The sequence below is a fragment of the Mucilaginibacter agri genome, assembly GCF_009928685.1.
GTDB classification, from domain to species: domain Bacteria; phylum Bacteroidota; class Bacteroidia; order Sphingobacteriales; family Sphingobacteriaceae; genus Mucilaginibacter; species Mucilaginibacter agri.
In genome coordinates, this window is sequence record NZ_WWEO01000042.1 from 528079 (window position 1) to 540790 (window position 12712).

Consider the following 12712-nt stretch of genomic DNA (forward strand, 5'->3'; position numbering starts at 1 on the left):
ATCTCTGATAAAATGAAAGTGTTATTTATTGCGGCTGCTTTGCTGCTTTCCGTTTCGGGTACTTTTGCTCAAAATATAAAATCGAGCAAAGGCCACGAGAACAACCCATATTATTCAAACACAGATACTAAACATTTAAAGGTATCTAACGCCGAGTGGAAAAAGATTTTGCCACCTGACCTATATGCCACAGCCCGAGAAGCCGCTACCGAGCGCCCATTTACCGGCCAATATTGGAACAAATATGCCAAGGGAACTTATTTCTGCGCGGTATGTGGTAACGAATTATTTCGCTCGGATGCTAAGTTTGCAAGCGATTGCGGCTGGCCGAGTTTTTTTGAAACAGTGCGTAAAAATAGCGTGATCTACAAAAGCGACAGCTCTTACGGCATGGAGCGTACAGAGGTGCTTTGCGCACGTTGCGACTCGCACCTGGGCCACATTTTTGATGACGGCCCTGCGCCAACACATAAAAGATACTGCATGAATTCAATCTCGCTCGATTTTCAGCCCGACGGTTTAGGCAAATAAAGCTTTACTTCATGAACAAAAATGTGCCTGGTTCTGTTGTTGAGGCATACTATCATGAAAAAACCATACGTAATATGCCACATGATGAGCTCTGTGGACGGAAGGACATTAACCGAACAATGGGGACAAATAAAAGGACGTGACAGCTATGAAAAAACCGGCAGCCAGCACAAAGCTGATGCCTGGATGTGTGGCCGCGTTACCATGGAAAGAGATTTTGCAGGAGACGAAGCGCTGCATTTAAAAGATCCGGAAGCGCCGATAAGTCGTGCTGATTATATTGCTGAATCGAAAGCCGGATCCTTTGCCGTTGCGATAGATAAAGACGGGAAGTTGAACTGGAGACAGTCGGAAATAGATGGAGATCACATTATTTCTGTGTTGACCGAACAGGTAGCTGATAAATACCTTAATCATTTGCAGCAAACAGGTATTTCCTATGTTTTTGCGGGCAAAACAGAAATCGACTTTAAACTTGTGCTACAAAAATTACGCAAGCTTTTTAATATTAAAACTTTACTGCTGGAGGGTGGCGGACATTTGAACGGGTCTATGCTGAATGCAGGGTTGATAGATGAGCTGAGCTTTTTGCATTTGCCTATAGCAGATGGCACACCAGGCACCCCGACATTATTTGAAATAAATAAAGATCTGCCGAAAACGGGGCCTACAAAACTTAAGCTGTTGAGTGTTAAGGAACTGAAAAATGATGTGCTTTGGCTAAGATATAAGGTTAAATAAAGAAGGCTCCCTAAGAATGTAGGGAGCCTCTTTTTATTTATGGATTAGTTGACCACAAACCGGCTTCTTTCACAAATACCCGGCGATTTAATTTTAAGTTGGCTACCACAAACTCTGCAAAATCTTCGGGTTGCATCACCTTGTCGGGATTGCCGTCGGTTAATTTGAGGTCTACGGCTAATTCGGTTGCAATGGTGCTTGGGGTTAGCGATGTTACACGGATGTTGTGTTTGCGCACCTCTTGCATCAGAGATTCTGATAAACCAATCAATCCAAATTTTGAGGCACTGTAGGCACTGGTTACGGGCGCACCTCGTTGGCCTGCTGTTGATGAAATATTGATGATGTCGCCCGACTTTTGTTCTATCATACCCGGTAAAATCGCCCGGGTTACATAATATACCCCTAAAAGATTCACGCGGATTATCTCTTCCCAACGCTCGGGCGCCAGGTCTAAAAAGCCACCAAAACTTGCTATACCGGCATTGTTGATCAGGATGTCAATCCGGTTTAAGGTTGTTTTTATTTTCTCTACAGCAGTGTTTACCTCGTTGATATCACCAACGTTAGCTGTAGCAATGGCAACTTTTACACCATACTGTTTTATCTCAGAGGCTAATTGTTGCAGATCGCTTTCCGTACGGGCAACGAGACCCAAGTTAACGCCCTCTTTAGCTAAGGCGATAGCCAGAGCTTTGCCAATGCCTTTGCCGGCGCCGGTTATTAACGCTGTTTTTCCTGATAGTATTTCCATTGCGCAAAGCTATCAGAAAATCGTAAAAGCGCCTTTTGAATAGTTAAAATCATTTTTTTGATGACAATATGCTATAGTAATTTTATACGCTTAATTTTACGTTTACTGATGGAAAAGTTCGATGCGACAGCATATTTGGAAGATGGTAACAATCGTCAGCAACATGCTTACAAGCTGCTAACCGGGCACGCTGTATTTGAAATATTGCAGCCGTACTCGCCATTACTTACCGGAACTATTCCCATTGAAATTGATGTTGATGGCAGCGATCTCGACATTATTTGTTGCTGGAGTAACGCAGATGAGTTTTATAACTTGCTGGTTAACCATTTCTCATCATATCCTGGTTTTTCTATTAAAAGGGTTATTATTCAGAATAAAGAAACCATTATCGCTAATTTTCACATTGAAGGTGTAGAGATCGAAATTTTCGGCCAAAACATACCTGTTAAACAGCAAGAGGCATATCGGCACATGATTGTAGAGTATTGGCTACTGAACGACAATGGTGAGCTTTTCAGGCAAAAGATCATTAAACTCAAACAACAAGGTATGAAAACGGAACCGGCTTTTGCTAAAATTTTGGGTTTGGAAGGAAATGCCTATGATGCTTTGCTAAGCCAGTATGAGACTTATGAACGGTAGCCGAGAATCAAATTAGATTTGTTTGATTTTTGTATCTTTGAGGATGTCGCGGTTTGTTGAGTTAAAATCATTCTACAAAAATGTCCGGAACCCGGTACAAGAGCCTGCGAATAATGAGATCGGCCATTTTAATATTTTCCGAGTAGAAGACTTGTGGCTATCGAAGCATAGGAGCGTTAACTACAACCGTCGCGATTTCTTTAAAATTAGCCTGGTTACCGGGCAGGGTAAAATTTATTATGCCGATCAATGCATCGAGGCGAACGGGAGCGTGCTGGTATTCACCAATCCTATGATTCCTTACTTCTGGGAAACTATTAGTGAAGAGCAAACGGGATACGTATGTATCTTTACAGAAGCGTTTTTCAACCGCTTTAACAGCATTAGCGAATATCCTGTTTTTCAACATCCTGATATGGCAGTTATTCCGCTAACTACCGAAGAAGCGATAGAATATGATAACCTGTTCGTAAAGATATATGCCGAACTGCAGAGCGAATATGTTTACAAATACGACTTGTTGCGTAACCTCGTAATGGAGATCATCCACGGCGCGCAAAAGATGCAGCCTGCGCACGGTAATAAACATATCGGCTCAAATGCGTCGGAGCGTATTGCGGGTTTGTTTGCCGAGTTGCTGGAGCGACAGTTTCCAGTGGAGTTTAACAATCAAAGGATTAAACTGAACTCGGCCTCGGCATTTGCTACTCAGCTTAATATCCATGTTAACCACCTTAACAAGGCTTTAAAAGAAATAACCGGACAAACCACCACGCAACTAATTAACGATCGAATATTACAAGAAGCAAAGATCCTGCTTCGCAGTACCACCTGGACTATCGCCGAAATTGCATGGTCGCTCGGCTTCGAAGAGCCCAACCATTTTTCGAGTTTCTTTAAAACAAGGATTAATACAACCCCAAAGAATTTCAGATTAAGTGCAAATGATTGATTTTTGTACTTTTTGATTTTATATCCGTATCTGCAAGGCTAATTGTTTAGCAACCTTTGTACCATAATATTTTAACTATGTGGACAAAAGATAATATCACAGATCAAACCGGGAAAACGGTAATAGTAACTGGCGCAAATGCCGGTATTGGCTACGAAACTGCGCTTGCATTGTATAACGCTGGTGCACATGTAATTTTGGCCTGCCGCAGCCTGAGTAAGGCACAGGAGACAATAGCCAAAATTGAAGGCCAAAACGGTTCGGGAACTTTAGAAGCAGCCATCCTCGATTTGGCGAACTTGAAAGCGATAAAGCAATTTGCCGATGACTTCAAGCAAAAACATCAACAGCTACACATTTTAATTAATAACGCCGGGGTAATGATACCGCCTGCAAGCAAAACCGATGATGGTTTCGAACTGCAATTCGGCGTTAATTTTATAGGCCACTATGCCCTTACAGGGGATTTGTATCCTTTGCTTAAAGTTACACCTGGTTCGCGTATTGTTTCGGTAAGCAGTATGGCATATTTACGGGGAGAGATAGATTTTGATAATCTGAAATCAGAAAAATCTTACGATCCGATGCGAGAGTACGCTCAAAGCAAACTGGCGAATTTGCTTTTTTCTAACGAATTGCAACGCCGAATAAATGCGGCAGGCGATCAGATAATGTCGACAGGTGCGCAACCTGGCGCAAACAAAACAGAACTATCGCGTCACATGGATAAAGATGCTTATAACGCAGCGGTTGAACGTGTTGGTGGATTAATGGAACCATGGCAAGGTGCATTGCCTTCTTTGTATGCAGCTGTAAATCCAAACGCAAAAGGCGGCCAACTTTACAGTCCCGATCAGGATGGTGGGTATCGTGGTTATCCCGCATTACTTCCTATGACGGCCAATGCCTTAGATGAGACCGTTGCCAAAAAGTTGTGGAATTATGCAGAGCAAGTTACAGGAGTTGTTTACCCATAACTCAAGTAAAACGATATAAGTGATAATCTAATTTAAAACAATTCCCTCCCTTTGGAAAATAATAGCCTATGATTAGACGGAGTTTGTCACAAAAGCGCATAGGGATGAGCGATCCCTCCCCTGGGAGGGTGTAGGGAGGGGTTTCTGCACTTGAATTACAACGAGATCCCTCCCTGCTGCAACACAAACCGACGCACCCATCCTGAGGGAGGGGATTTAACAGCCTGTCTAATCATGGGACGCCTTTCTCTGGGGAGGGAATCGCACCTGAGAATTGTATTTATTTCAACACCCGCATCACCCGCAGTTTATTGTATTGCTGAAGCAAAATGGGAGCTAGGTTATAAATGATATTCGATATAAAAATAAGCAGGCTGATAACGTATTGACCATTAACGAGTGCATGGATAAAAGTGAGTATAAAAAATACCATGCAAGCCAAATGAAACCGCTCATACAGGTTGATGGCGTTGAGGTATTTTCTTGCGGCAGTTCGGTTAGCAATTACTTTGGGCGCTGTACCTGGTTTACTTGCAATCCGGTTGGCATACGTGCCGTTCTGCACATAGCTGCGGATAAATTTAACTCCAGTAGATTCATAAAATCGCGCTCGCTTACTCAATTGAAAATAACGGAGCAACTTATTGGGCAATAATCCCCAAATTAAGCCGGCAACAATAAAAACAATCAACCAGGTATATCCCTTACCAGGCCAATAAAATAGGATGGGCAAAAAGCAAAGGATGGTCCAGAAAAAGTTGATGAATTGGTTTATCGTTTCGCTTTTCTTCATTTAAATTCAGGTATTGGGCTTGGGTTTGGCCCTAACATGAATCAAATTACCAACAAATTTGCAATTAAACTAAATATTAAACCAATATGGCGGGGTGAAGCTCGCGGCGTTTAAAACGATCAGCCGCGCCTTTACTGTGGAATTGATTGAAACGCTCGAGGGTTTTAATGGCATTGAGCTTTCTGTTTGTGCTTTCGTGAGCGACAAGTTTATTCAATACTTCTAAATCGTTGTTTAGCAGCTCGGTCTTTTGTAGTAAGTTATTGGCTAAGGCTTCGCGTAACAGTTCGGCCATCATTAGGTTGGCATAAACGTGTTCGGGCTTTTTAAAGTACTCGTTGTTAAGTTGGGTAAACTTGTCTTTAATCCATTGCCCGGCAGCTTCGCTGCGTACCACCATTTTGCCGTCCTGCAAGGTAAGTTCGGGTAAAAAACGTTGTATGTCTCTAAGGCTTATTAAGCCTGCATTAAAAAGGTCGCGTAGCGTATAATCAACCCGGTCGGCGCAGAGTTGGGGTAGAGGTTGCTCCAGTATGGCATAATCTTGTTTAAAAAGAAATTCGCTGTTAAGGCCGTATTTACGGAGTATGGCGGGGATTTCAGACTGATTGATCACTTCGTCAAAAATGGTTTCGTGATAATCTTCGTCGTTATGATCAAAAACGTAATCGGCTACATGCGAAAACGCTGTATGCGAAACATCGTGCAATAGAGCAGCAATTTGTTCGCCTAAACCTCCACCCAAAAGTTTAACCAGATAAAGTACGCCGATAGAATGTTCGTAACGCGTGTGGTTGATAGCAGGATTAACCAGAAATATAGCGCCACCCTGATGGATGTTTTTCAACCGTTGAACTGGTGCCGAATTAACCAATTCGGCCAAAACCGGGTCTATCCTGAAACTGCCATATATTTTGTCTGTAACTATCATCTCTGTTATCGGCTAACGATAACAAAGATAAAATTAAACCTCATATTTTGCTAATTTAATTAGCAAAATATGAGGTTTAATAAGGTACTTGGCTGTGAACCTGCAGTATTATTTTGCGGCTTCCAATAAATCGGGTCCTGTTATTAGTTGATGTAATGTCCGGATATCTTCGGCAAAAATGCGGTCTTCATTGATGTAAGGAACTTGTTTGCGTACCAGGGCATGGCATGCTTCCAGTATTGCAGAAGAGCGTAATGGCCTGCGAAAATCCATAGCTTGTACTGCATATAGGAGTTCGATGGCTAAAATATATTCGAGATTATCCAATACCATGTGCAGCTTACGGCCACTGATGCTACCCATCGAAACGTGATCTTCCTGCCCAAGCGAGGTAGGCACGCTGTCGGCGCTTGCAGGGAAGCAAAGCGTTTTATTTTCGGTTACCAGTGCTGCCGTGGTGTACTGTGGTATCATTAGGCCCGAGTTTAAGCCAGCATCATTGATCAGTAATTTAGGAAGGCCATAACGGCCTTCGTTCATCAGGTAACAGCGACGATCAGAGATATTGCCCAATTCGGCAGCAGCTACGGTAGCATAATCCAATACCATAGCCAATGGCTGGCCGTGGAAGTTTCCACCGCTAATAGTGTCCTCGGCATTGAATATAATTGGGTTGTCTGTCACCGAATTGAGCTCCACCTCAACCAATTCTTTTAAATGCAACCAGGCATTTCGCGAAGCGCCATGCACCTGCGGCATACAGCGCAGCGAGTAGGGGTCTTGCACACGGTCGCAATCGGCATGGGCAACTAAAATCTCAGAGCCATTCAATAAACGGCGCAGATTTTCGGCCACCTGAATACAACCTTTATGTGGTCGTAATTCATGCAAGCGTTCATCAAATGGTCGCGCTGATCCCATTAAACCTTCTAACGATAATGCACCGACTATATCTGCAGTGAACAACATCCTATCAAGGCGTTCTACCGCTTTTATGGCAAATGCAAGAATGAACTGCGTGCCATTAATCAACGCCAGGCCTTCTTTGGGGCCAAGCTCCAATGGCGGCAAGCCGAAACTTTCTAAAACCTCCGAGGCAGGTACTCTTCGGCCAGCGAAATAAACCTCGCCCAAACCTATCAATGGCAAAAACAGATGCGATAAAGGAGCCAAATCACCCGAAGCGCCTACGGAACCTTTTTCAGGCACTACAGGGACAATATCATTGTCGATATGCCAGATAATACGCTCGAGTGTGGTTAGTGCAATGCCTGAGTAACCCTGGGCTAATGCATGCATCTTGGTAATCAGCATCAGCTTGGCAATTTCGGCAGGAATGGGGTTGCCAACACCTACGCTGTGGCTTTTCAGTATATTGCTTTGCAGCTTACGGGCGTCGGCCTTAGATATTTTGGTGTTACACAGCGGACCGAAACCTGTATTGATGCCATAAACAGACTCGGTACCTTCGAGTATTTCTTCTACATAAGCGGCAGAACGGTTAATATTATCAACTGCTTCGGTAGTAAGGATCCCTTTTACGCTTCCTGATGCAATGGCCAGGCAAGTGGTTACATCCAAATGGGCAGTTCCGTAAGCAAATGTCTTATTCATGGTTTAATTGCTCTTTAATTTTTTCTGATAGTTCTCTGGGGTTCAATACGCTTTCTAAAACGGGCATCAAATTTAACAGGGCTGTAGCTACAGGGTTAAGCTGTGCATCTACAGCTGTTTGTATGGCCTGCCACACGGGTATTATTTGCTTTAAAAGTTTTTGTCCTTCGGGAGTAAGACTTAGCATTTGCGTGCGTGCATCATTAGGGTGGGGGGCAGCTATTATTAATCCCTGTTTCTTCAAGGTAGTAACCAGTTGGCTTGCCGCAGGATGACTGCAGCCCATAGCCTCACTAAGTTGCTTAATAGAAATCTGTTGTTGGTCTTTCAATAGATAAAAAGCCGGGAACCAACCTGCCTCGAAGTTAATGCCTTGTTGCTGATAAACCGAATTTACGGTTGTAAGGAAGTTTTCGCTTAAACGGCGAAAGCGGCTGCCTAATACCAGCAGGCCCGCAGAGTCATAATAATTCACGTGGCAAATTTATATAAGTACTTATATAAATTCAAATAAATCTTGACTGATAAAGTTATTCTCTAATATTTAGGCGAGTGGTAAATTGAAATAAAATGTGGAACCTTTGTCTTTTTCGCTCTCTACCCAAATGTTGCCATTGTGCCTTTTAATAATTTCGGCACAGAGATAAAGTCCGATTCCGAAGCCGGAAATAGACACCATTTCACTTCCCTCGACCCTATAATAACGATCAAAAAGTTTTTCAATATCACGCGAATTAATGCCCATGCCCGAATCTGTTACGCTAACCTGTACGTAGCCGTCTAAGGTTATGCAAGCTACATGAATAGTTGTATCTGGCGCTGAATATTTTACGGCGTTACTTAAAAAATTGCTAATCACCTGACCAATTTTGTCCCTATCTGCATCTACGTAACTGGTTTCAACAGGTTTAAAAATTACACGATGTGTGGCGATGGTAGATATAGATTCTTCTTCGGCCTCTTTGATAAGGTCTTTAATATCGAAACGTTGCCTGTCGACATGGATTTTGCCCGACTCGAGCCTCGAAACATTGAGGAAACCATTGATCATGGTGGTCATTTTTGATACTTGCTTACTGGCTTTTTCCAATATCGGTATCATTGCGCTATGGCCATCTTTACCGGCAATTCGCAGCAACATTTGGACGTAGCCGCTCATAGAGGTAAGCGGTGTTTTTAATTCGTGGCTAACCATGCCAATAAAATCACTTTTACGCTGGTCGTCTTCTTTTCTTTCGGTAATGTCTGTTATAATTCCTGTGAAAAAAACGTCGGTTCCGTGGCTGTCTGGTTGTACAGTGCCCAATCCCCGTAACCAACGCTCCTCGCCATCGTGATATCCAATTACCGGATATTCCAGCTCAAAACGCTCACCCTGATATAAAGATGCTTCCGTCAAAGTTTGCACCGTAAGTCTGTAGTCTTCCCTAATGCAGGCCATACACGCTTCATACGACATATCTTCGTCCCGATTAAAACCAAATAGTTCTTTCAACCTAGGCGATGCATAAAACTCAAACGTACGTGTATTCATAGAATAGGTGCCGGAGTCGGCCGCATCTACTGCCATGCGAAGCGATTCTTCTGTACGCTCAATCTTTTTTCTAACCCTTACTTGTTCTGTAACATCAACAGCCATATCAATTACGCCAGTAATTTCACCGTCTTCTATTAAGGGGGAGTAGCTAAAATTATAATAGCCGGTTTCTTCTACACCGTTACGCTTAAGCTTAACAGCAGTGTCGTATCCATAAACCGGGTTACCTGTTTTTAATACACTGTATAATAACTTGTAAGGCTCTTGCCCATTTAATTCAGGGATGGCTTCTAATAGTGGTTTATTTAAAATATCGCCTTGTTTACCCAATAAAGTTAGCATTGGTGGGTTAACCGCTTCTATAAACAAGTCCTCACCACGAAAAACTATAATGGCGACCGGAGCTTGTTGTATGAGCGAACGGGTACGTGCATCGTTAAATTTAAGATGGGTATTTAGTTGGGTGATTTGTTGTTGCGATGACTTAAGCGAATGATTTGCACCTTCTAATGTCTGCAATTTTCGCCTCAATTCTAATTTATCCATTACCTGCTTTGCAACAATTCGCAGTGCATTTAATTGCTGAGTGGAAAGTATCTTTGGTTTAGGATCGATAACGCAAAGTGTACCCAATGAATAACCATCTTCATTAACTAAAGGTATGCCGGCATAGAACGTGATATTGGGTTCGCCCGTTACCAGAGGATTATCCTTAAAACGATCGTCTTTGTGGGCATCTTCCACAATCATAATATCATGAGTCGAGGCGATGGCGTGCGCGCAGAAAGACTGTTCTACCGGTGTTTCTGAAGCAGCTAACCCATGGTGCGATTTAAACCATTGCCGTTCATCGTCAACAAAACTGATTAATGCAATGGGAACCTGGCAAATAGCTGACGCCAGCGTAGTGAGGTCGTCGTAGTCTTTTTCTGCTTCTGTATCAAGAATTTGATATGATTGTAAAGCAGCCAAACGTTCTTGCTCGTTTGGGGAAGATGGGGTAATGGCCATTAACGGAAATCAAATAGTGTTTAAATATATCCCCAAATTTCATAGAAAGCAAAAAAATTAATGCGAATGATGCGGTTCGGCTTTTAGTTATCCTAGTTATAGGTTTTGAAAAGACGTTGATTTGTAACCATTTGCATAATATTTTGTTTGTTACAAAACAGTGTATTTAAGCTAAATTAGGGTATGGTTGATCGTGATTTAATAATAGCAATTAGTGCCTTTTCGGGTCTGGCCGGAGCGCTGCTTACCCAATTGATGACTGGTATATTTAGTTATTATGCCGACAAACGTAAAGACAGTATAGCGGTAAGAAGGGCGTTCCGCAATAAGAAGATTGAGGTGGGTGAAAACTTCTATTATTTAAATGGGGAAACCATGGCGCTGCTTAAAAAGTCTATAGATTACTGGATGAAGCGCAGTCAGTTAAATAGTGTAGAGAACATTGAGTTTATTGGCAAGGAGGTTAAGCATACCGAAGAGTTGATTGCTAAAGCCTATGCCGAAAACTGGAAGTATAACCTGGTGACCTTGTATTTTGATGTGAAACTATCCATCAGCGAAATTAACGAAGAGAACATTAAATCGCATTCTTTATTTATCCGGATCAGGGAAATTGCAGAGCTTATTAAACACGCCCCGGAAGAAGAACTTGAATTTTTATATGGCGAGTATAGTTTCAAAACCCTCGATCTGATTAGCCAATATGAGCATGTTTATCAGCTGCTAAAACAGGATATGGAGGTTGTTAAGCGTGAATTATTGAAGGAGTTTAAATAGGAGACAAGGGTAAGTTAGTAGCGTTAAAAAATATTTTATAGTTTTTTAAAATGTTTTCAGCTTTCAATCGTCTACCTATAAAAATACACGCTCAGCGTAATCAATAAATGGCAAAACGACTTCCTCTAATTATACTGCTTTGGCTGGGTGCCGACATATATTTTAACCAGGCCGTGCAAACACTGGTTCATTCATCTTTATTACTATGGTGTTACTGGTTGATAGACCTGTTATTGGTAACTGGCATAGTTACCGTAATTTTTGTGCCCCGTGGTTCGCGGATGCAACAAACGGCAATTACCTGGCTAATGGGATTAATGTTGCTGGCATTTGTGCCCCGATTATTTTCAGTGCCTATATTATTAATTGAAGATATTACCCGCCTGTTTCGTGGATGGCCGCCAAGGGCAGTATGGGTCAGTGAGCTTACTTTAGGTATGGCCGCTGTGCTGTTCCTTATCGTATTATTCGGCATTACGCGCGGCAGGCATTTTTACCGCGTTAGGCGCGAAACCATTTATTTTCCCGATCTGCCCGAAGCGTTTGATGGGTTCACCATAAGCCAGATAACCGATGTACACTCCGGTAGTTTTACCGACGCCGAAGGCGTGCAAAAAGGGTTGGACCTGGTTAATGCACAGCAAAGTGACGTTATACTATTCACCGGCGACCTGGTTAATAACCATGCGTCGGAAATGGATAGATGGATACCTGCTTTTGCCGGGTTGAAAGCACGGATGGGTAAATTTTCGGTGCTTGGAAACCACGACTACGGCGATTATATGCAATGGGAAAGCGCCGAAGCTAAACACGCTAACCTGGCCAGATTAAAAAACGTTCACTCCGAAATTGGCTTTCGCCTGTTGCTGGACGAGGCGGTGACTATTCAGAAAGATAAGGAATCGATTACCTTATTAGGCGTAGAGAATTGGGGCAAAGGCGGCTTTCATAAGTATGGCGATTTAAAAAAAGCGACGGCAGATGTTCCAGATGATGCGTTTAAGGTTTTAATGTCGCACGATCCTTCGCATTGGGAAGGGGTAACCTTGGATCATGATCAACACATTCACCTTACCTTATCGGGGCATACACATGGCATGCAATTCGGCATCGAATTGTTTGGCCTTAAATGGAGTCCAATTAAATACGTATATAAGCAATGGGCGGGACTTTATCGTAATGGAGGACGCTTTTTGTATGTAAACCGTGGTTTCGGATTCCTGGGCCTGAAAGGGCGGATCGGTATGTGGCCCGAAGTAGCGGTGATCACCCTAAAACGAAGCATCGCCTAACAGAATATTCTATAATTTTTTTACAGACAAGCAAATACGCCCTTATGGTATCAAAATACCATAAGGGCGTATTTGCTTGTGCCGGTCTGGTGAAATATTTTCAGCTCAAGTCGCTAAAAGTCGTTTTCAAAATCTTTTGACTTAAATAAATTGTCCA

13 protein-coding genes are annotated in these 12712 nt (G+C 42.6%); 7 read left to right on the top strand and 6 right to left on the bottom strand.

What is annotated here, in order from left to right; all coding sequences use genetic code 11:
- The first annotated feature begins 12 nt into the window (after window positions 1-12).
- Window positions 13-531 carry a peptide-methionine (R)-S-oxide reductase MsrB gene (gene msrB, locus GSY63_RS12245; protein ID WP_166586089.1) on the top strand — a complete coding sequence of 173 codons (519 nt, stop codon included), beginning with the start codon at window positions 13-15 and terminating at the stop codon, window positions 529-531.
- A 54-nt stretch (window positions 532-585) separates the two neighbouring features.
- Window positions 586-1272, top strand: a complete 687-nt coding sequence (locus GSY63_RS12250) for a dihydrofolate reductase family protein (protein WP_166586090.1) — start codon at window positions 586-588, stop codon at window positions 1270-1272.
- A gap of 37 nt (window positions 1273-1309) precedes the next feature.
- On the opposite strand, the gene GSY63_RS12255 is transcribed toward GSY63_RS12250, so the two are convergent.
- Window positions 1310-2026, bottom strand: a complete 717-nt coding sequence (locus GSY63_RS12255) for a 3-ketoacyl-ACP reductase (protein WP_166586091.1) — start codon at window positions 2024-2026, stop codon at window positions 1310-1312.
- Between the two features lie 108 nt (window positions 2027-2134).
- Between GSY63_RS12255 and GSY63_RS12260 the strand changes: the two genes are divergently transcribed.
- The 3 genes from GSY63_RS12260 to GSY63_RS12270 all read left to right on the top strand — a co-directional run bounded on the left by GSY63_RS12260 (window position 2135) and on the right by GSY63_RS12270 (window position 4600).
- Window positions 2135-2671, top strand: coding sequence for a DUF4269 domain-containing protein (locus GSY63_RS12260; protein ID WP_166586092.1), 537 nt, complete (start codon window positions 2135-2137; stop codon window positions 2669-2671).
- Between the two features lie 43 nt (window positions 2672-2714).
- Window positions 2715-3623 carry a helix-turn-helix domain-containing protein gene (locus GSY63_RS12265; RefSeq protein WP_166586093.1) on the top strand — a complete coding sequence of 303 codons (909 nt, stop codon included), beginning with the start codon at window positions 2715-2717 and terminating at the stop codon, window positions 3621-3623.
- A 77-nt stretch (window positions 3624-3700) separates the two neighbouring features.
- Entirely contained in the window at window positions 3701-4600 is a 900-nt protein-coding gene (locus tag GSY63_RS12270; RefSeq protein ID WP_166586094.1) for an oxidoreductase, read from the top strand.
- A 280-nt stretch (window positions 4601-4880) separates the two neighbouring features.
- Here GSY63_RS12270 and GSY63_RS12275 read toward each other — a convergent pair whose 3' ends face one another.
- The 5 genes from GSY63_RS12275 to GSY63_RS12295 all read right to left on the bottom strand — a co-directional run bounded on the left by GSY63_RS12275 (window position 4881) and on the right by GSY63_RS12295 (window position 10486).
- Window positions 4881-5393 carry a glycosyl-4,4'-diaponeurosporenoate acyltransferase CrtO family protein gene (locus tag GSY63_RS12275; protein ID WP_166586095.1) on the bottom strand — a complete coding sequence of 171 codons (513 nt, stop codon included), beginning with the start codon at window positions 5391-5393 and terminating at the stop codon, window positions 4881-4883.
- Between the two features lie 76 nt (window positions 5394-5469).
- Window positions 5470-6324, bottom strand: a complete 855-nt coding sequence (locus GSY63_RS12280) for an HD domain-containing protein (protein WP_166586096.1) — start codon at window positions 6322-6324, stop codon at window positions 5470-5472.
- 108 nt (window positions 6325-6432) lie between these two features.
- Window positions 6433-7938, bottom strand: coding sequence for a histidine ammonia-lyase (gene hutH, locus GSY63_RS12285; protein ID WP_166586097.1), 1506 nt, complete (start codon window positions 7936-7938; stop codon window positions 6433-6435).
- Window positions 7931-8413: a MarR family winged helix-turn-helix transcriptional regulator gene (locus tag GSY63_RS12290; RefSeq protein WP_166586098.1), complete on the bottom strand. Its 483-nt coding sequence runs from the start codon at window positions 8411-8413 to the stop codon at window positions 7931-7933. Before GSY63_RS12290 ends, hutH begins: the two co-directional genes overlap by 8 nt.
- A gap of 69 nt (window positions 8414-8482) precedes the next feature.
- Window positions 8483-10486 carry an ATP-binding protein gene (locus GSY63_RS12295; protein ID WP_166586099.1) on the bottom strand — a complete coding sequence of 668 codons (2004 nt, stop codon included), beginning with the start codon at window positions 10484-10486 and terminating at the stop codon, window positions 8483-8485.
- A 183-nt stretch (window positions 10487-10669) separates the two neighbouring features.
- Here GSY63_RS12295 and GSY63_RS12300 point away from each other — a divergent pair, with 183 nt between their 5' ends.
- Together GSY63_RS12300 and GSY63_RS12305 are read left to right on the top strand one after the other, a co-directional pair.
- The gene (locus GSY63_RS12300; RefSeq protein ID WP_166586100.1) at window positions 10670-11263 is read left to right on the top strand and encodes a hypothetical protein; all 594 of its coding nucleotides are present in this window, start codon (window positions 10670-10672) and stop codon (window positions 11261-11263) included.
- Window positions 11264-11370: 107 nt separating this feature from the next.
- On the top strand, window positions 11371-12555 hold the full coding sequence (locus GSY63_RS12305) for a metallophosphoesterase (RefSeq protein WP_166586101.1): 1185 nt from the start codon (window positions 11371-11373) through the stop codon (window positions 12553-12555).
- Window positions 12556-12712: the final 157 nt, after the last annotated feature.

Coding starts and splice junctions, on each gene's coding strand:
- msrB (WP_166586089.1), top strand. CDS start 13: ATGAAAGTGTTATTTATTGCGGCTGCTTTGCTGCTTTCCGTTTCGGGT.
- GSY63_RS12250 (WP_166586090.1), top strand. CDS start 586: ATGAAAAAACCATACGTAATATGCCACATGATGAGCTCTGTGGACGGA.
- GSY63_RS12255 (WP_166586091.1), bottom strand. CDS start 2,026: ATGGAAATACTATCAGGAAAAACAGCGTTAATAACCGGCGCCGGCAAA.
- GSY63_RS12260 (WP_166586092.1), top strand. CDS start 2,135: ATGGAAAAGTTCGATGCGACAGCATATTTGGAAGATGGTAACAATCGT.
- GSY63_RS12265 (WP_166586093.1), top strand. CDS start 2,715: ATGTCGCGGTTTGTTGAGTTAAAATCATTCTACAAAAATGTCCGGAAC.
- GSY63_RS12270 (WP_166586094.1), top strand. CDS start 3,701: ATGTGGACAAAAGATAATATCACAGATCAAACCGGGAAAACGGTAATA.
- GSY63_RS12275 (WP_166586095.1), bottom strand. CDS start 5,393: ATGAAGAAAAGCGAAACGATAAACCAATTCATCAACTTTTTCTGGACC.
- GSY63_RS12280 (WP_166586096.1), bottom strand. CDS start 6,324: ATGATAGTTACAGACAAAATATATGGCAGTTTCAGGATAGACCCGGTT.
- hutH (WP_166586097.1), bottom strand. CDS start 7,938: ATGAATAAGACATTTGCTTACGGAACTGCCCATTTGGATGTAACCACT.
- GSY63_RS12295 (WP_166586099.1), bottom strand. CDS start 10,486: ATGGCCATTACCCCATCTTCCCCAAACGAGCAAGAACGTTTGGCTGCT.
- GSY63_RS12300 (WP_166586100.1), top strand. CDS start 10,670: ATGGTTGATCGTGATTTAATAATAGCAATTAGTGCCTTTTCGGGTCTG.
- GSY63_RS12305 (WP_166586101.1), top strand. CDS start 11,371: ATGGCAAAACGACTTCCTCTAATTATACTGCTTTGGCTGGGTGCCGAC.